This window comes from Geovibrio ferrireducens, assembly GCF_026226615.1.
GTDB classification, from domain to species: Bacteria; Chrysiogenota; Deferribacteres; order Deferribacterales; family Geovibrionaceae; genus Geovibrio; species Geovibrio ferrireducens.
Genome location: NZ_JAJAPB010000008.1, coordinates 77,256 through 94,016, shown reverse-complemented (window position 1 = coordinate 94,016; position 16,761 = coordinate 77,256). Strand labels below are relative to the sequence as shown.

The window sequence follows — 16,761 nt, the reverse complement described above, 5'->3', positions numbered from 1 at the left end:
TAACCTCTATTCCGAAGCAAGGGCAGTAACGGGGTTCAGACCTGCCGCCTTTCTTGCGGGCAGATAGCCGAATATAAGCCCTGTCGCGAAGGCACAGCCGAAAGCGGCGATTACCGGAGTCATTTCATATTTTACAGGCATGCCGAAAGCGGCAACCGCACCGGCAGTACCTATACCTGCCGCCACACCGATGAGTCCGCCGAGGGCTGAGACCGTGACCGCTTCGATGAGAAACTGCTGGAGTATGTTCCGCATTCTGGCTCCTGTGGCCATGCGTATGCCTATTTCCCTTGTGCGCTCAGTTACCGAAACAAGCATTATGTTCATTACGCCTATCCCCCCGACCAGAAGCGATATTGCGGCTATGGAGCCCAGAAGTATCGTCATGGTGTTCTGCGTTTCGGAAACGTTTTCGATCAGCGATGCCATGTTGCGTATCTGGAAGTCCTCAACTCCGCCGTGCATAGCGAGGATCACGGTAAAGACTGCATCCTGCGTTTCGCTTATGACTGATGTGTCCTTAACTGCAACGGTTATATTGCGCAGATAGTTCTGTCCGGTAATACGCAGACTGCCTGTGGTGTACGGAACAAATATAATGTCATCCTGATCCTGCCCGCCCAGACCTGCGCCCATTTCAGCCATAATTCCTATTACCTGGAACGGGATATTGTTGATGAGTATGTAGTTTCCCACCGGTTCCTTACCGCTGAAAAGAGCATCGGCAACGGTTTTACCCAGAACAGCCACTGTGGCGTAAAGGTCTTCGTCCTCATCGGTGAAGAAAGTTCCGTCTGTTACTTTCCAGTTTCTGGCGATGATATAGTCCGGCGAGGTTCCGTTTATGCGTGTGGAGTGGTCAGATTCCTCAAACCTTACCGTTACGGAGCTTTCCTGTTCCGGTACTGCCGCTAATATGTTCGGAAGGTCTTTTATCGCTTTCACATCATCCGGAACAAGGGTGGCTACGTTTGAGCGCCCCCTCATGTTCGGCGCTCCGGGGCGGACATTCATCAGGTTGCTGCCCAGAGAGCTTATTCTGTCCACAACCTCCTGCTTTGCGCCGTCACCTATGGCCAGCATGGTTATAACAGAGGCTACACCAATGACTATTCCCAGCAGAGTGAGTATTGTTCTGAAAACATTGCTCCTGAGTGATCGCACTGCGGTTTTTGTTGCCTCAGCCAGCTCTGCGAACCTTGAAACCTTCTCCGGTTCCGGACGGTATATCTCCGGTTTTTCCGGTGCGGTCTTTATCTGTGTGTCGCTTAATATGTTTCCGTCGCTTATTTCTATTATTCTGTCTGCGTATTCTGCTATTCTTCGTTCGTGGGTAATGAGTATTACTGTGTGCCCCTTGGCTGAAAGCTCACCGAGGAGTTTCATCACCTCTGTGCCGCTTTTGCTGTCCAATGCTCCGGTGGGTTCATCAGCTAAGATTATACGCCCTCCGTTCATCAGTGCGCGGGCTACTGAAACCCTCTGCTGCTGCCCGCCGGAAAGCTGTGACGGGCGATGGTGGGTTCTGTCGTCCAGCCCCAGATCTGTTAAAAGCTCAATTGCTCTTTTCCTGCGGGCATGCTGGGGAATGCCTGCATAAACTGCCGGAACCTCAGTGTTTTCCGCCGCAGTTGCAGTGCTTATGAGGTTGTAGCTCTGGAATATGAAACCGAATTCCTCACGCCGGAGTCTGGCCAGATCGTCTTTGCCGAGGTGTGACACATCCTCTCCCATGAAAAGATATGTGCCGTCCGTGGCCTGATCCAGACAGCCGAGAATGTTCATCAGGGTGGATTTTCCTGAGCCGGAAGCGCCCATTATGGCTACAAACTCGCCCTGATGTATCCTGAGATCTATTCCGTGGAGAACCTCAACAGAGAGCTCGCCTGTTTTATATGTTTTGTAAATGCCCCGGAGGTCTATCAGGGGCATCCTGTTTCCGTTCATCAGCGCATCCCCGGCATACCCATTCCGGGAGGCCCGCCGAAGTTGTTGTTCTGAGTGGCTTTCTTGGTCTCAGACGGGTAAAGGAGCACTGTTTCTCCTTCGCTGAGACCTTCAAGCACCTGAGCCAGAATACGGTTTGTGATCCCTATTTTTACTGCCCTTGTCTCTGATGTTCCGTCAGGTTTTATAATCGTTGCTTCCGCCGCTGACAGCTGAACGGAATTTTCCTGCTGCCTTCTTTTGCGCGGCTTCTGGCCTTCTGCGGCTGTGTCATTCTCCCGCGGACGGCGTGCTTCTTCTGCCGGTTCCGCCGGGGATAAAGCTTTTACCGCCGCCACAGGCACAAGAAGCGTGTCACGGGCTGATGCTGTTATGAAGAATACTTGTGCAGTCATCTGCGGAAGAAGGCTGCGTTCAGCGTTTTCCACATCAAAGAGCGCATTGTACAGCACAACATTATTCTCCGTAGTGGGTGTGGGTTCAATGCGCCTCAGTTCTCCGTACCATCTTCTTCCCTGGCTGCCCAGAGTTGTGAAGTATGCTCTTATGCCTGTTTTGAGCTTTATGATGTCCGCTTCGGACACTTCCGTCTGAACAGTCATTGTAGTGAGATCAGCTATCTGGAGTATGGTCGGTGCTGACTGGTTGGCGTTCAGTGTCTGCCCCTGACGTGCGCTGACAGAAACCACCGTGCCGTCCATCGGAGCGTAAATTTTGGTATAGTTCAGGTTCGCCTCATCTGCTCTGAGGTCTGATTCTGTCTGTTCTATCTGCGCCTTGAGCATTTCAAGCTGTGCGGCGGCTGATTTGTGGCTGGCCTCAGCGTTCTGAACTGTTTCAAGGGTTGTGGCATCTTCGCTGTAGAGATTCTGCTGGCGTGCGAGCTGGCTCACCGCAAGAGCAAGCTGCGCTTCCCTGTCCTTAAGCTGAGCCCGCTGATAGCGGAGCTGCGCACGGCTGGCATCAACCTGAGCCATAAAAAGGGTAGGGTCGATCTCTGCCAGAAGTTCCCCTGTTTTGACTTCGCTCCCCACCTCGACATGTATTTTTGTAAGCTGTCCTGAGACCTGCGCGCCCACATCAACATAATCAAGGGGCTGCAATGTTCCCGTTGCCGATACCAGAACCTCGATATTTCCCCTCTGAACCTGTGCGGTTGCCCTTGCTGAAACGGCATTGCGCTTTGAGGAAATGTCTTTCCATAGGCTGAATGCTGTCACGGCAATGATTACCGCTATGGCGGCGGATACGGTAAAAAAAAGTACTCTTTTTGTTTTTGACGGTGCATTTTTTCTGTTCATTTCAATCCCTATCAATATAAATCATACAGGCAACAGACTTTTCTGAGATTCTGATTGCCGTATTCGTTATCAGCAATATTTGTGCCTTTGCTATGGTTTAAGGTTAATGGTTTGTAAATAAGGATAAAAAAAGTGTAACCGCTTTTGTGCAGTGTATTTTCTGCTCAAATGTGTGCAAATTATTCATACTTCTCCATTCTCCTTAAAAGCAAGAAGCCGCACCGACCTACAGGAAGCGGTGCGACTTCAAGTTATAAGACAAAATTAAACCATACTGATTCAATGACGGGTTAACTTTGCCCAGGGGTAACACTGAAATTATTTTATTGCTTTCACAGGGGCGTATGACAAAAGCATCACCAGAACGCTTCCGGAAACACTTATGATGCCGAACCAGACGCTCAGGCCTATTGCTGTTCCCCAGTTTGCAGTGCAGGGAAATACTGATACAAGAAGCAGAAGCCATCCGGCAGACCGGAGCGCGAGTTTTTCCTTTGCGCCGGGTATACCGTTTCTGAACTGCTGCCAGTGCCTGTCCAGTGTCAGTGCGAGGGCGGAAAAACCGATGAACGATATAATAAGCGACATTATTCCGTAAACCATCAGCGCGCCTCCTGCATAGCGGTATTTACAGCCGTTTTCATCTCTATGCCCGAAGTCTTCCATGCTGCGTATGCAAAAAGAACTCCAAGCCCGAAAACAGTGAGGTCAAACCCGGCAATAATCGCATTCCCCTGAACTATCGCGCTGAACAGGTTCACCTTGGAGGTGAAGGCATTCAGCACGGGCATAAGGCAGTAGAGCGCAGCGCAGAGCGTAAGCTGCTCCGTCCATGCTTTTTTTGCGGGTCTTATCAGCGGATGCAGGCAGCAGAGAAGCCACGCAGTGAAAAACATCCGTATTTCCCAGCCGGATCTTGATGCGAGATCAAAAGGGAGGAGCCTGTTTGACCAGAAATGCACGCCCGTAGCGGCGATAAGGCCTGTTATTCCGCCAATGTTAAGCACCTCGACAAGCTTTCTTCCGAAGGATTTGTCCATTGATTTGGTTTTTTTGTTTGTCCAGATTATGAGCCCCGTACCTACCATCACAGTACCTAGGGCGCCGGAGATGAAGAACAGCCATCTTGTGAATGTATCTGCAAATCTGGCAAGGTGGAGCGAGCTTAAAACATTCATAGTTGCTGCGATTTTGTTCGGGGCTTCGGTTACTGACTCTCCCATGAATCTGCCGTTTGAACCTTTATAAACAGCTTTTACGGAGGAGCCGCTCCCTCTTCCTGTTGCGGTTATGCTTTTTCTGCCGACAGGGGTTATTTCCATTATCATATTGTTTTTACCCTGATTGCTGATCGCTATACGCTCAATTTTTGAACCGAGCCTTTCCTCAGCGTCCTGCAGTATAGGGGCTAATGGAGTGAGCTTCACCCTTTCGGTTACGATTTCCGCCTGCCTCTGCTGCTGGTTCTGGGCGGGCATTCTGCGTAGGCCGTCCGTGTTCCACGGAAGCAGAATCATCATAAGCAGAACTAAACCGGAGTAGGTGATCATGATGTGGTAGGGGAGGGCGAGGACAGCGGTGAATATGTGTGCGTCTATCCATGTTCTCGTCCCTTTCTTTCTGCGGAAAGTGAAAAAGTCCGCAAAAATTCTTTTATGGATAATTATGCCGCTTATTATGGCTATGAGCATAACCATTGTGGCGGCTCCGATTATTTTTCGCCCGGTGATTCTGTCCATGCCGTAAAGCTCCACATGAAAACGGTAGAGGAATGTTCCTCCGCTTGTTTCTCTGGGGATTATGCGCTCTCCGGTCTGGGAGTCGAGGTAGTGAACTGCCATGGGTATTCTCATGGGGGATGCATCAGTCTGCTGAGTGTTCCCCGCTTCGGGCTGTTCTCTGCTTTCCGGTGCTGCTGCGCGTTCTCTTCTTTCACCTGCGGGGCGGCTGCTTTCCTCTCCGGGCTGGCGTTCCCTCCGCGGGCGTTCGGTATTCTGCGCGGCGGGCTGCTCTCTGAATGCCACCTGAGTTACCCTGCTTCTTTCTGTCGGCAGAGTTATTGACCATGATGATGATTCAGGGGCTACTCTGTCGAGGTAGTCCGCCGCCAGCATGGCTTCATTTCCCGCGGGTGCTGAGCCGTGCAGTTCCGGCTGCATCCAGTAGGTTATTTCGTTTCTGAAATATGAGTAGGTTCCTGTGAAGAAAATAGCGAAAAGGAGCCAACCTATTATCAGCCCGCTCCATGAATGGAGCCAGCCTATTGACTGACGGAATTTTTCTCTCATTGCCCGCTCCACGGAAGCAGGAGCAGACCGCCCAGAACAGCGGCGGGAATGCAGATCCCCAGCCATGCTTTAATTGTTTTAATATTTGCAAAAGTCCATATCACCGCGCATGTGTAGATGATAAAAAACAGCATGTTGCCTGTTATTGAGGCGTATCTGGCCTCAAATGGAACAAGGCGTGTGATCCATATTGCGGCAAATGCGGAAAGTATGTACCCGCCCACGATTGCCAGAAAAATACGGGAGGCTGTTTCAAGCCTGTATTTTAGTCCTGAATAGCTGGTCATTCTGACCCCCTGTAAATAAGTAATGCCTGATTTGAGGAAGCAGCCGGGAAGCGCTGCTTCCGTTTTTGCTGCCGACATGTTCTGAATCTCTGAAAAGGACGGATTTCGGGGCTTATGAGGCGAAGCCTCCAAGCATATGTCAGCATTTGGATAACAATTTTATTAGTGAGTGTCAATATTTTTCATCCCTTCTAACTTATGAAAGAATGCAGGCCTCTTTGATGAGACCTGCATGAATGTTATAAATGGTTTAGAATTTTACGTTTACTGATGCCCAGTAGCTGCGCGCTTTCTGGATTACGTTATAGTCGTTCAGATATGTGATGTCGCCTGAGTCTGCATAGCTTCCGTTTGAGTTGGCATCGTTGTAGATGACTTTGTACTTGCTGAAATCTTTATCAAGCAGGTTGTTCACACGGGCGTTGAATGTCACGTTTTCGGAAAGTTTAAGCGAGCCTCCCAGATGAAAAAGGAGAGATTTCTTGTACTTGAACTCGTGGCTTACACCGTTCAGGGTGTATGTTCCGCCTGTTCTCTCGCCGCTGTAGTTGGCATTCAGGAAAAGCATAAGTTTCGGGTTTGCATACCAGTCAAGGGTAGCATTTGCCATATGCTCAGCCGTATCGGTGAGGGGTTTGCCTTTTTCATCGCCTTTTGTGATTTCAGAATCCGTATAAGTGTAGTTAGCTCTGAAAGAAAGCCCGTAAGGAAGCTGAACCTTTCCTGCTACCTCAAGACCTTTTATCTCAGCCTCATCAAGGTTGCGCTTCTGTCTGTATGTAGTGTAGCCGCTGCCTATCTGATCCCAGCCGTCACCGAAATCAACAATTATGGTTTCTCCTGAGGCTATTTTATCTTCAAACTTGTTCATGAAGACAGTCGCGTTGAAGCTGTGTCCGGCTTTGGCTTCCCAGTAGACGGCAAGCTCGCTGTTTACGCTTGTTTCCGGCTTGAGATCCGGATTGCCGACCCACGGGCTTGTGCCCTGACCGCCGAAACCTGTTATTCCCGCATAGAGATCGCTGGCTTTGGGTGCTTTGTAGCCTGTGCTTACGCCGCCTTTTACAGCCCATTCATCGTTAATATCAACAACAGCATACACACGCGGGCTTAAGTGACCGCCGAATTCGTTGTGGTGGTCATAGCGAAGTCCGCCTGTGAGGGTAAGAAATTGAAGAGCCTTCCAGCTGTCTTCCGCAAAGAGCGACCACTGGCGGTGTTCCTGCACTGTACCCGCATCGTAGCTTCCGTCCTTGAGTCCGAAAACTCCGTCCTCCATCTCGGCATCAATATACTGACCGCCGAATATTATGTGGTGTGCTCCCAGAGGCAGTTCGTATTTTGCGTCCAGAGTGTACTGGCGTGTTTCAAGGGGTCTGTCCGCGCGGGGAAAGAGGGCTAAGAAGGCTGCTCTTTCGTCCGCTGAAAGCTGAGAAAGGAAAGCTTCATAGCTGCTTGCGGGATAAGCAGTTTTAAGATCCTGCACAAGAAGACGCTCTGACGCGGTGAGGGGCATGGAGCGCCCTTCGTTTGCTGTTTCCACATAGGAAAGCCTCAGTTCGCTCTTGCCGAGGTTCCAGTCCGCATTATGGGTAACAGACCACTGGTCGCGCCTGAACTTCATTGTTTCGTGGTAGCCGACACGCTGGTTTCTCCATATGGTTTCTATGCTGTCCACTGTTCCTAGGTTGCTTTCAGTGTTGTCATATTCCTGATTGGATGTATCGTAGTCAACCTTTATAGTGTGTGCCTTGTTCGGAGTGAAAGTAACACCGACACCGAGGTTCCATGTTTTGTTTTCCGCGGTTTTGCCCCATCCGCCGAAGCCCAGTGTGCGGTCATATGTCACTCCGTCGGGGGCTGTTACTGATTCAAGGGCAGGAGCTGATTCCTCACGGTCAAATATGCTTCCGTAAAGGCTTACACCTATTTTACCTGCTATAATGGGGCCCATTATGCTGAAACTCTGGGTGGTGTCGTCACCGAAGCCTGAATCTTCCTGAAAGTTGCGGCTGAAAGTTGCCGAACCTGTCCAGCGGTCAGCAACTTTCTTGGTTATGATGTTAATTACGCCGCCCATGGCATCCGCACCGTAAAGGGTTGACATGGGGCCTCTGATAACCTCGATTCTCTCTATCATGTCAAGAGGCGGAATATGGTTAAACTGGTTGCCGCCGAAACTGTTGGGGTATATATCCCCTATGTTGCTCTGGCGTTTGCCGTCGATCATCACAAGGGTGTAATCCGACCCCATACCCCTTATGCTGATGGTTCCCTGTCCGGTCTTGTCCACTGTTTCGCCTATGTCGATCCCTTCTATGTCCCTTACAGCGTCAAGAAGGGTGATATAGGGCTTTCTGTCCAGCTCCTCCCTTGTGATAACAGAAATGCTGGCGGGAGCATCCTTGATTTTCTGCTCGTAGCCTGCGGCGGTAACCACCACAGATTCAAGCTGGATTGTTTCCCCGGCTGATGCCGGCATCGCAAAAGCGCCTGCTGTCAGCGTCAGTGCGCATAAGCTGCGCAGTTTGGCACGTAAATTCATCAATATCCTCCGGATAAATAATTTGGGCGGTCGCTTTTAAGCGATCGTCCTGCCCCTTGGTTGCTTTCTCTCTGGTAATAAAGAGAAATTTATATATTCATTATTTTTTGAGTTTAAACACACTTTCATCACCGTGCTAATCACACATACTATTGCCGGATATGCCTTTTTGGTTAATCAGACATTTTGATAAGGCAATAGACCGCGTACCTTTTAAAGGCGCGGCAGGTAAAAAACTGAAACTTCTCTGAATCTCTTAGAACGGATTTCAAGAAACTGAGCAGACTGCTCACATGGAATTTATAATTTAATAAAAGATGAGTTAGATAATGTCAATAAAATTTTATCGATCTAAATTATATTTTTCTATTAATGCCGTCAGGCTTGTATCAGGCTTCTATGTTTTTATGAAATGCACAGCGGTTAAGATGAATAAAACCGCTTCGGTAAATTCTATCATCGCGCCCATGAGGTCTCCGGTTATACCGCCCAGGGAAAAACGGTAGAAAAAGAGGACGGAGAAAACGCAGAGAGCAAACACCAGATGAAACCATAGGAAGAACGGCAGACCGCTGAACCAGAACACGGCGATCATAAACGGAATTATCTGCAAAAGAGCGGCTTTCCCAGCGCCTTCGGCAAACATCTTTCCCAGACCCTCCCTGCGGGCGTAGGGGAGGCTGAGCATGCCGACCACCGCGGCGAAGCGCGCATATGCAGGGATTACAGCTATGAGCCATACATCTCCTGTCTGCGAGAAGGCGGACCATTTAGCGAGAAGCAGCAGCACAACAGCCACTATCCCCATGGAACCGGCGTGAGGGTCTTTCATAATCTCAAGCTTCCGCTCACGGCTCCGGTGGGAGAAGAGGGCATCCGCAGTGTCTATAAACCCGTCCAGATGGAGCGCCCCTGTCACAGCGGCGAGGTAGACGAGCATAAGCACGGGGCGGAGAAAGAAGCCGTCCGTAACATGAGATACAGCCCACAGTCCGGCGCCGATAAAAAGCCCGGTGAGCGCGAAGTGCGGAATCATAGCGGCGGGTCTGTATTCCCCGCCTGTGCGTATTCTGATTACGGTGAGAAAGGATAAAGCCTGAATGAAGCCCTTCATCATTAATCCTTGCCGGAGACGGCCGCCTCCTCAAAGGTGGCTACATCACGGATAACCGCTGCGGCCAGATCGATTATCTGCATAGCGGCGACAGCCCCTGTGCCTTCCCCCAGCCTCATGCCGAGATCGAGCACAGGCACAAGTCCGAGGTGGCGGAGCATAAGCTTATGCCCCGGCTCTTCGGAAACATGCCCCGCTATCATGTAGTCAAGGGTTTTCGGAGCTATGCATGCCGCAATGAGCGCCCCTGCTGTGGAGATTATACCGTCTATCACAACGGGGATTCTGTGGTGAGCAGCGGCGATTATTGTTCCGGCTATGGCGCCTATCTCAAACCCGCCGACTTTGGCGAGAACATCCAGCCCGTCCTTGGGGTTAGGTTTGTTTATCTCAATCCCCTGTTTGATGAGGTTTATTTTATTCAGGACTCTTTCATTTGTGAGACCTGAGCCCATGCCTGTCATCACTTCCACAGTTTCACCTGTGATGACGCTGCCGATTGCGGATGAGGGGGTGGTGTTCCCTATACCCATGTCCCCTGTGGCGACAAGGTTGAGTCCGTGTTTTCTGATCTGTTCGCTTGTAACGTCATACCCGGCGAGGATGCACTGTTTCGCCTGCTCAGCGGTCATGGCGGGTTCAGCGGAGAAGTCCTTTGTTCCGGAGGCGGTTTTGCGCTGAAAAAATTCGGCGTTCTCGGATATTACCGCATCCTCCATGGAGTGCAGCGTTCCGGCATCAGTCACGAAAACTCTGGCTCCGGCGGCGTTGGATAGGGCGTTTATAGTCGCCATGCCGCCCATGAAGGCTCCCATCATCTGCCCTGTCACTTCCTGCGGGAAGGCGCTTACCCCCTTAGCCGCTATGCCGTGATCGCCCGCCATCACGAAGACAGCGCGTTTATCAGTAACAGGTTTTAATGTGCCGTAAATTGCGCAGAGCTTTTCGGATATATCATTCAGTCTGCCCATGGCTCTGGGCGGCATGATAAGGTTTGCCGTACGCTCACGGGCTTTTTCGTAAACCGTCTTGTTGCTCTCTTTTATGTCTGTGATTATCTGCTCAAGCCTCATTTCTCCCCCTTAACATAAAGCGGCTGTCCCGCCACCATCAGTATTACTCTGTCCGCTTCGTCCGCTGTCTGTCTGTTTGCCGCCGCAGTGAGACGGACATATTCCCTCGTCAGTTTCTCGGCGGGGACAACGCCTGTGCTCACCTCGTTGGTGATTATTATCACGGGCTTGCCGCAATTCTTGAGCGCTCTCAGGAACCTTTCGGTATATTCAGCCGCAGGTTTCTTGTAATACAGAAGATTATTGATCCAGAAAGTCAGACAGTCCAGAACAATTATATCATTTTCCTCTGCCGCCTCTGTGAGTGCCTCATCAAGCTCCAGAGGCTCCTCGTAAGTGGTGTGGGTTTCGTCCCTTTCCTGTCTGTGTTTTTCTATTTTGAGCCCCATTTCGCTGTCGGTCACTTCCGCTGTTGCGATATAGGCTTTTTTAGAATACTTTTCAGCAAGCTTAAGGGCATAGGATGTTTTGCCCGTTCCCGCGCCGCCCGTTATCAGTGTGATCATAATTTATCTCCGTAAAAACAAAATTATTGTATGACAAGATCATTCTTTACGCTATAAAACATTATTATTTTAAAGGGGGAAACCCACGTGAAGCAGGGAAAACACGGCGGAGACATATATAAAGCGGCGGCAGAACTTAATGTGTCTCCGGCAGAAATAAGAGACTACAGCGGGAATGTGAGCCATATTCAGCCGAAGTGCCTCAGCGGGCTTAACCTGCCTGAGCTTATTTCAGTTCTGCCTGAGCCTGAATCCCGCACACTGAGAAGTGCGTACGCCGCTTCCATTGGGGTGAATCCTGAGAATATCTGCGTGACGGCGGGTACTACGGAAGCCATCGAAAAGATATGCCGTATATTTTCGGGCAAAAGGGCACATATTGCGCTCCCTGCCTACTCCGATTATGAGTATTTCTGCCGTATGTACGGAGTCAGTGTGAAGACCCATCCTCTGCTCGCTCCGGCGGTTCTCAGCTTTATCTGTAATCCTGGCAACCCCACAGGGCGCACAACAGCCCGCAATGACCTGCTGGCGCTGATAAATGACAACCCGCAGACGATGTTTGTGGTTGATGAATCCTATATGCCTTTCCATGTTAATGAGCCTGATTTCACGCTGAAAAACTGTCTTTATGACAATCTCGCCGTTCTGCGGTCATTCTCCAAAATCTTCGGTGTGCCGGGGCTGAGGCTCGGTTTTGTTATTTCAGGCAATACAGGGCTTATCGAAAAAATCAGCGGGTTTATGCCTCCCTGGAGCGTGAACAGCGTTGCTCAGGCTGCGGGTATGCTCCTTTTGAATGAAGACACCGCCGGAACAGCCGCCAAAACAGCAAAACTCAAGAAGGCTTTTCTCCCTGAGCTTGACAGGTTCGGCTGGCTGGAGCCTCTGGAATCGGACGTGAACTTCATACTCTGCCGTCTGCACGGGGTGAGCTCCGGGGACGTTTTCAGCAAATGTTTCCGCCAGAAGGTGCTTATCCGTGACTGCGCCAATTTCACCGGGCTTGAGGGTGAGCATATACGCTTTTCTGTGCGGGGAGATATGCGGCCTTTGATCGATGCTCTGGAGAATGTGCTGTGACGCAGTTTATCAGCCTTAATCTTGTTTCCGCCGCCATAGCATTTTTTCTGGATGATATTTTCGGCGATCCGAGAACAGGGCTCCACCCTGTTGTCCTCATGGGCAGACTTAACAGATTTCTGGAAAAATACCTGTACGGACTTGGGTTTGCGGGCGGAGTGATCTTAACTGCCGTTTCCGCTGCGTTGTGGACATCTGCCGCTGCGGTTCTGCTGCACTTTGCATACGGCTTTCATGTGTACGCGTTTGTTTTGTTAAACTCAGTCATCATATACACAGCCGTAAGCGCAAAATCCATGAAGCAGCATGCAATGAGGGTTTATGAACCGCTCACGGCGGGCGATCTCCCCTCAGCCGGGCATGAACTGTCCATGATAGTAAGCCGTGATACCCAAGGGATGGATGAGGCGGCGGTTGTGAAATCCGCAGTGGAATCAGTGTCCGAAAACTATACCGACGGCGTGCTTTCACCCCTTTTATACGCTGTTTTCGGAGGCGGTGCGGGGGCTGTTTTCTTCAAGGCTGTCAGTACGCTGGACTCCATGATCGGCTATAAAAACGAAAAATATATAAATTTCGGCAGGTTCGCCGCCCGTCTTGATGATGTGCTTAATTTCATTCCGGCGAGGCTTTCCGTGCTGATAATCGCTTTTTCAGCCCCTTTCTGCGGCATGAGTATGAAAAACACTCTGAAAACTGCCCTGAAATACAGGCTTGCCCATGACAGCCCAAATTCCGCGCACTCCATGTCTGCCTTTGCCGGAGCCCTGAATCTTCGTCTCGGCGGTTCTGTATCATATTTCGGCAGGGTTAAGGACAAGCCATTCATGGGGGACGGAACAGGGGAGCCTGCGCCGGAGAAGATAAAAGAGGCGGTAAAGCTGTTTGAAACTGCGGCGGTGTTTGCCGTTGCCCTGTGTGTTGCCGTTTACTTCGTGCTGAGGTATTACGGCGGGTGTCCGCTGGCATGCGCATAGCGGCTCCGTCATTCATAAAAAAAGCTGACAGGATTACAAATGTCCGCTTCCTGCAAGGGCTTGTGGATGAGGTGGAGCTTTTGTATATGTCAAGCATGTACATGGGTGACGAACCCGATCCGGCGGAGGTGGCGGAACTTGCGGCGACCGGGATGCGGTTTAATGTGCATATGCCTTATGACATTGATCTTTCCGTAAAGGAAAACTGGTCTGTGATAGAACGGTTTGCTGAGCTTCTCAAACCGCTGAACGCATACACGCACACGATCCATATTCAGCATCAGGAGAGTTTTTTCAGGAACCTCACAGAGTTTGCAAGGAAATCAGCCGTACCCCTGTCTGTTGAAAACGGAGAGGATGATGCGCATCTTTTCAGCAAACTGGCGGGAGCAGATGCGGCAATATGCGCCGATTTGGGGCATGTTCTCCATTACGGCGGAAAAGTTGAGGATATAATCAGGCGCTGGAGCATCGACATAGGCCTCATTCACCTGCACGGCTCCGACGGAATGCGTGACCATCAGAGCCTGAAGCACATAGACAAGAAAACGCTCCGCCTGATTAAAAGCTTTGCGGAGCTTCAGGACATCACAGTCTGCGTTGAGGTTTTTGAGGAAGAAGCCTTCCTTGAATCCCTTGATATTCTACTAAGCCTTTAAAATCGCTGTGGAGAGATACCCCGCTGATTCTCCGGGAACTTCCGTGAGCAGGTTGAAGATCTGTTCATCCTCCATTGTCACACGCTGAAAAAGGTACGCCTCACTGAGGCTGTTTTTCCGCACAAATTCCGTAAGCACTCCGAGCCTTTTATGTACCTTCATCAGCACAACGGAAGTGAAGCGGCGTGTCAGCTCAAGGAGTTCCTCATCGGTATCCGGCATTTCAGCCACGCAGAATGAGCCGTCCTTCTCGCACAGGGGCAGATTCATCCTGTTTGCGGATGCGGAGAAAGCGGAGATTCCCGCTATCATTTTCGTTTCTATATTTTTTGCCTTAAGCTTATCCCGCAGATAATTGAATGTGCTGTAAACAGGCGTATCGCCGATTGTGACGTAGCTGATTGTTTTTCCTTCCGCTGCCAGCTTTTCCATCTCTGTGGCAAGGGCGGTGTATCTGGTATCCAGATCAGCCTTATCTCCCGTCATGGGGAAGTAATACCAGAGGATTTTTTCTTCCGGCACATAGTTTTTCACTATGTCGCCCGCTATGCTCCGCCCTGTTTTATCGGACTGGGGAACTATGACCACATCTGATTTTTCCAGAGTTTTAACCGCCTTTACCGTAACAAGTTCAGGATCGCCCGGTCCGAGACCGATTCCGTAAATAAGCATTATAAGCACCTCAATAATCCCAAGCTTATAAAAAAGAGCGGCGGTTTGTCCATAAATTTATCGGGGAAAAGGCATTTTAAAGAGCCCGCACCGCAGTCAGCGCGGCACGGGCTTAAGAATGGCAGAATCTACAGGAAAACCTGTATCAGAAACATAAGCACGGCAAAGGGAACTGCCCCTGCGGCGCTTATGGAAACTTTTCGGGGAATATAGGCCAGCATGAGCACAAGCACACTGCCGGAAACACTCATGCAGCCGAACCAGGCTGTGAGTCCGATGGATATTTTATACTGCTGAACGCAGGGTACGGCGGAAACAATAAGCAGAACCCACCCGGCGAGCATAAGGGCTGGTTTCAGCTTAGGGCTGAACTCTCTGTCAGTTATCTGCGCACGGTGCTTGTCCGCGGCAAGGGCTATCAGGCTGAACCCTGTGAAGGTGAGAGCAATGGTGATAAGACCTGCAAACATTATTTCGCCTCCTTTCCGGAAACTATTACTGCGGTGACGGCAAACAGAACTCCGGCAGCAAGTGCGGTGAGATCAAACCCCGCCACGACCATGTTTCCGGCAGAGAAAGCCTTAAAGAGGTTCATGGACGAAGTGAGGGCATTCACTGCGGGAATGAGAGCGTACAGCCCGGCGCAGAGCCATAGCTGGTCAACCCATGCCTTTTTTCTGTCCCGTATTGCGGGGTGGATGAAGGTCAGCGCCCACACGCCGAAAAATGCCCAGAGTTCAAGACTCATACGGTTTTCAGCGGCAGCGGGCACAAACCTGTTCGCCCAGAAGTAGGCGGCTGTGGCTGCGGCAAGGCCTGTGATCCCGCCTATATTCAGCACCTCAACCAGCTTACGCCCGAACGGTTTATCTGCGGCTTTTGCCTTCTTCTGTGTCCAGATTATGAGTCCAGTGGCGGTCATCACCGTGCCCATCACCCCTGAGATAAAAAACAGCCAGCGCATGAAAGTGTCCGCAAAACGCGCCACATGAAGGGTGCTGAAAGCATTGAAAATGGAATAAGCCGCTGACACAGGCTCACTCGTCATCTCTCCATAGAACCTGCCGTTGCGCAGGTTGTAGCTTACTACTGCTTCCGCGCTGCGGCTTCTGTCCGTGTAAGTGATTTTGTCACTTCTGGAAGGCACAAGCTGAGCCGTCATATTGCGTCTGCCCGGATTGCTGATATATATCCTGCCGATTTTTTCGCCGAGCCTCTCCTCTGCGTCTTTCAGGAGAGGAACAAGGGAAACGGGCGGATACGCTTCATAATCGGAAGGGATAACCTCAACAGGCTGAGACATCATTTTTGCGCGCATCTCTTTATATTCCCTCAGAAATTCCTCTGTGTTCCACGGCAGAAGTATCATCATCAGAAGAAGCAGACCGGAATAGGTGATCATTATATGGTATGGCAGGGCAAGAACCGCTGCGAATATGTGAGCATCGATCCATGAACGCACACCCTTGTTCCCGCGGAAAACGAAGAAATCCTTGAATATCCTCTTATGGAGTATGATTCCGGTGATTATGGCTATGAACAGTGCCATTGTGGCTATGCCGATTATCCAGCGGCCGAGGGTTTTGTCCATGCCGTAAAGCTCTATGTGAAAACGGTAGAGAAATTCGCCGCCATGGGTTTTGCGGGCGTTTGTGTTTTCCCCTGTGGAAGCATCAAGAAAGTTCTGCGTTATTTCGGGACGTATGCCGTATTTCGGGTCAATCCTGAGCACACGCCAGGATGCCTCTATGGTTTTTGTGCGCTCATCCGGCAGGGCGATCAGCCATCCTGCGGCTTCATCAGGTGCGTTATTTTTCAGGTAGTCCACAGCCTTGTCCACGGCAGCAGGATCAAATTTTACCGACCCGTGGGTCTCCGGCTGCATCCAGTGGGTTATCTCATGACGGAAATATGACAGGGTTCCTGTGAAAAATATCACAAATATCAGCCAGCCGAGTATAAGCCCGCTCCATGTGTGCAGCCAGCCCATTGACTGGCGGAATTTCTCCTTCATGCTGCACCCCGCAGGAGGAGTATAAGCCCGCAGACAGCGGAAGGAATCCCCACGCCGAGCCATGCGAAAAGAGGCTTTTTAACAGCGAAAACCCATATAAAAACGCAGGTGTAGATGAGAAAGAAAATCATATTAGCGGTCAGAGCCGCAGTCTTAGGATCATAAGGCAGAAGCCCCGTTAAAAGAAGGGTAAAGGCGGCGCAGCCCCAGTATCCTCCGAGCACAGCCAGCACAGTGCGGGATGCCACATCCAGCCTGTAGACCGTTTTTGCGGAATAATTAAACATTTATTTCC

At 50.6% G+C, this 16,761-nt stretch carries 16 protein-coding genes; 3 read left to right on the top strand and 13 right to left on the bottom strand.

Going from position 1 to position 16,761, the window contains the following annotated elements:
• Nucleotides 1–6: 6 nt before the first annotated feature.
• The 9 genes from OSQ85_RS09855 to OSQ85_RS09815 all read right to left on the bottom strand — a co-directional run bounded on the left by OSQ85_RS09855 (nucleotide 7) and on the right by OSQ85_RS09815 (nucleotide 11,061).
• Entirely contained in the window at nucleotides 7–1,947 is a 1,941-nt protein-coding gene (locus tag OSQ85_RS09855) for a MacB family efflux pump subunit (RefSeq protein ID WP_265822789.1), read from the bottom strand.
• A complete protein-coding gene (locus tag OSQ85_RS09850; RefSeq protein WP_265822787.1) occupies nucleotides 1,947–3,248 on the bottom strand; it encodes an efflux RND transporter periplasmic adaptor subunit in 1,302 nt (433 codons plus the stop codon). The genes OSQ85_RS09855 and OSQ85_RS09850 overlap by 1 nt, the downstream gene beginning before the upstream one ends.
• Nucleotides 3,249–3,566: 318 nt before the next feature.
• Nucleotides 3,567–3,851, bottom strand: a complete 285-nt coding sequence (locus OSQ85_RS09845; protein WP_265822785.1) for a DUF3325 domain-containing protein — start codon at nucleotides 3,849–3,851, stop codon at nucleotides 3,567–3,569.
• Nucleotides 3,851–5,536, bottom strand: a complete 1,686-nt coding sequence (locus OSQ85_RS09840) for a PepSY-associated TM helix domain-containing protein (RefSeq protein ID WP_265822783.1) — start codon at nucleotides 5,534–5,536, stop codon at nucleotides 3,851–3,853. The genes OSQ85_RS09845 and OSQ85_RS09840 overlap by 1 nt, the downstream gene beginning before the upstream one ends.
• Entirely contained in the window at nucleotides 5,533–5,823 is a 291-nt protein-coding gene (locus tag OSQ85_RS09835; RefSeq protein ID WP_265822782.1) for a DUF3649 domain-containing protein, read from the bottom strand. Before OSQ85_RS09835 ends, OSQ85_RS09840 begins: the two co-directional genes overlap by 4 nt.
• Nucleotides 5,824–6,073: 250 nt before the next feature.
• Nucleotides 6,074–8,368 (bottom strand): TonB-dependent receptor domain-containing protein, encoded by a 2,295-nt coding sequence (locus tag OSQ85_RS09830; protein ID WP_265822780.1) that lies wholly within the window; start codon nucleotides 8,366–8,368, stop codon nucleotides 6,074–6,076.
• 397 nt (nucleotides 8,369–8,765) lie between these two features.
• Nucleotides 8,766–9,485 (bottom strand): adenosylcobinamide-GDP ribazoletransferase, encoded by a 720-nt coding sequence (gene cobS / locus OSQ85_RS09825; protein ID WP_265822778.1) that lies wholly within the window; start codon nucleotides 9,483–9,485, stop codon nucleotides 8,766–8,768.
• Nucleotides 9,485–10,555 carry a nicotinate-nucleotide--dimethylbenzimidazole phosphoribosyltransferase gene (gene cobT / locus OSQ85_RS09820; RefSeq protein ID WP_265822776.1) on the bottom strand — a complete coding sequence of 357 codons (1,071 nt, stop codon included), beginning with the start codon at nucleotides 10,553–10,555 and terminating at the stop codon, nucleotides 9,485–9,487. Before cobT ends, cobS begins: the two co-directional genes overlap by 1 nt.
• Nucleotides 10,552–11,061: a bifunctional adenosylcobinamide kinase/adenosylcobinamide-phosphate guanylyltransferase gene (locus OSQ85_RS09815; RefSeq protein ID WP_265822774.1), complete on the bottom strand. Its 510-nt coding sequence runs from the start codon at nucleotides 11,059–11,061 to the stop codon at nucleotides 10,552–10,554. Before OSQ85_RS09815 ends, cobT begins: the two co-directional genes overlap by 4 nt.
• An 87-nt stretch (nucleotides 11,062–11,148) precedes the next feature.
• On the opposite strand from OSQ85_RS09815, the gene OSQ85_RS09810 reads away from it, so the two are divergent.
• The 3 genes from OSQ85_RS09810 to cbiR are packed head-to-tail and all read left to right on the top strand — an operon-like array spanning nucleotide 11,149 to nucleotide 13,780.
• Nucleotides 11,149–12,144 carry an aminotransferase class I/II-fold pyridoxal phosphate-dependent enzyme gene (locus OSQ85_RS09810; protein ID WP_265822773.1) on the top strand — a complete coding sequence of 332 codons (996 nt, stop codon included), beginning with the start codon at nucleotides 11,149–11,151 and terminating at the stop codon, nucleotides 12,142–12,144.
• Nucleotides 12,141–13,121 (top strand): adenosylcobinamide-phosphate synthase CbiB, encoded by a 981-nt coding sequence (gene cbiB, locus OSQ85_RS09805; protein ID WP_265822772.1) that lies wholly within the window; start codon nucleotides 12,141–12,143, stop codon nucleotides 13,119–13,121. Before OSQ85_RS09810 ends, cbiB begins: the two co-directional genes overlap by 4 nt.
• Complete coding sequence (gene cbiR, locus OSQ85_RS09800) at nucleotides 13,112–13,780, top strand: cobamide remodeling phosphodiesterase CbiR (RefSeq protein WP_265822770.1); 669 nt, start codon at nucleotides 13,112–13,114, stop codon at nucleotides 13,778–13,780. Before cbiB ends, cbiR begins: the two co-directional genes overlap by 10 nt.
• On the opposite strand, the gene cobI is transcribed toward cbiR, so the two are convergent.
• The 4 genes from cobI to OSQ85_RS09780 form a co-directional block, all read right to left on the bottom strand.
• Nucleotides 13,769–14,452: a precorrin-2 C(20)-methyltransferase gene (gene cobI, locus OSQ85_RS09795; protein WP_265822769.1), complete on the bottom strand. Its 684-nt coding sequence runs from the start codon at nucleotides 14,450–14,452 to the stop codon at nucleotides 13,769–13,771. The genes cbiR and cobI overlap by 12 nt on opposite strands.
• 128 nt (nucleotides 14,453–14,580) lie before the next feature.
• Nucleotides 14,581–14,922 (bottom strand): DUF3325 domain-containing protein, encoded by a 342-nt coding sequence (locus OSQ85_RS09790; RefSeq protein ID WP_265822768.1) that lies wholly within the window; start codon nucleotides 14,920–14,922, stop codon nucleotides 14,581–14,583.
• A complete protein-coding gene (locus tag OSQ85_RS09785; protein ID WP_265822767.1) occupies nucleotides 14,922–16,466 on the bottom strand; it encodes a PepSY-associated TM helix domain-containing protein in 1,545 nt (514 codons plus the stop codon). Before OSQ85_RS09785 ends, OSQ85_RS09790 begins: the two co-directional genes overlap by 1 nt.
• Nucleotides 16,463–16,753, bottom strand: coding sequence for a hypothetical protein (locus OSQ85_RS09780; protein WP_265822766.1), 291 nt, complete (start codon nucleotides 16,751–16,753; stop codon nucleotides 16,463–16,465). Before OSQ85_RS09780 ends, OSQ85_RS09785 begins: the two co-directional genes overlap by 4 nt.
• Between the last annotated feature and the right edge of the window lie 8 nt (nucleotides 16,754–16,761).

Bases quoted from the DNA above. Each gene is read 5' to 3' on its own strand.
- OSQ85_RS09855 (WP_265822789.1), bottom strand. From the start codon at position 1,947: ATGAACGGAAACAGGATGCCCCTGATAGACCTCCGGGGCATTTACAAA.
- OSQ85_RS09850 (WP_265822787.1), bottom strand. From the start codon at position 3,248: ATGAACAGAAAAAATGCACCGTCAAAAACAAAAAGAGTACTTTTTTTT.
- OSQ85_RS09845 (WP_265822785.1), bottom strand. From the start codon at position 3,851: ATGGTTTACGGAATAATGTCGCTTATTATATCGTTCATCGGTTTTTCC.
- OSQ85_RS09840 (WP_265822783.1), bottom strand. From the start codon at position 5,536: ATGAGAGAAAAATTCCGTCAGTCAATAGGCTGGCTCCATTCATGGAGC.
- OSQ85_RS09835 (WP_265822782.1), bottom strand. From the start codon at position 5,823: ATGACCAGCTATTCAGGACTAAAATACAGGCTTGAAACAGCCTCCCGT.
- OSQ85_RS09830 (WP_265822780.1), bottom strand. From the start codon at position 8,368: ATGAATTTACGTGCCAAACTGCGCAGCTTATGCGCACTGACGCTGACA.
- cobS (WP_265822778.1), bottom strand. From the start codon at position 9,485: ATGATGAAGGGCTTCATTCAGGCTTTATCCTTTCTCACCGTAATCAGA.
- cobT (WP_265822776.1), bottom strand. From the start codon at position 10,555: ATGAGGCTTGAGCAGATAATCACAGACATAAAAGAGAGCAACAAGACG.
- OSQ85_RS09815 (WP_265822774.1), bottom strand. From the start codon at position 11,061: ATGATCACACTGATAACGGGCGGCGCGGGAACGGGCAAAACATCCTAT.
- cbiR (WP_265822770.1), top strand. From the start codon at position 13,112: ATGCGCATAGCGGCTCCGTCATTCATAAAAAAAGCTGACAGGATTACA.
- cobI (WP_265822769.1), bottom strand. From the start codon at position 14,452: ATGCTTATTTACGGAATCGGTCTCGGACCGGGCGATCCTGAACTTGTT.
- OSQ85_RS09790 (WP_265822768.1), bottom strand. From the start codon at position 14,922: ATGTTTGCAGGTCTTATCACCATTGCTCTCACCTTCACAGGGTTCAGC.
- OSQ85_RS09785 (WP_265822767.1), bottom strand. From the start codon at position 16,466: ATGAAGGAGAAATTCCGCCAGTCAATGGGCTGGCTGCACACATGGAGC.
- OSQ85_RS09780 (WP_265822766.1), bottom strand. From the start codon at position 16,753: ATGTTTAATTATTCCGCAAAAACGGTCTACAGGCTGGATGTGGCATCC.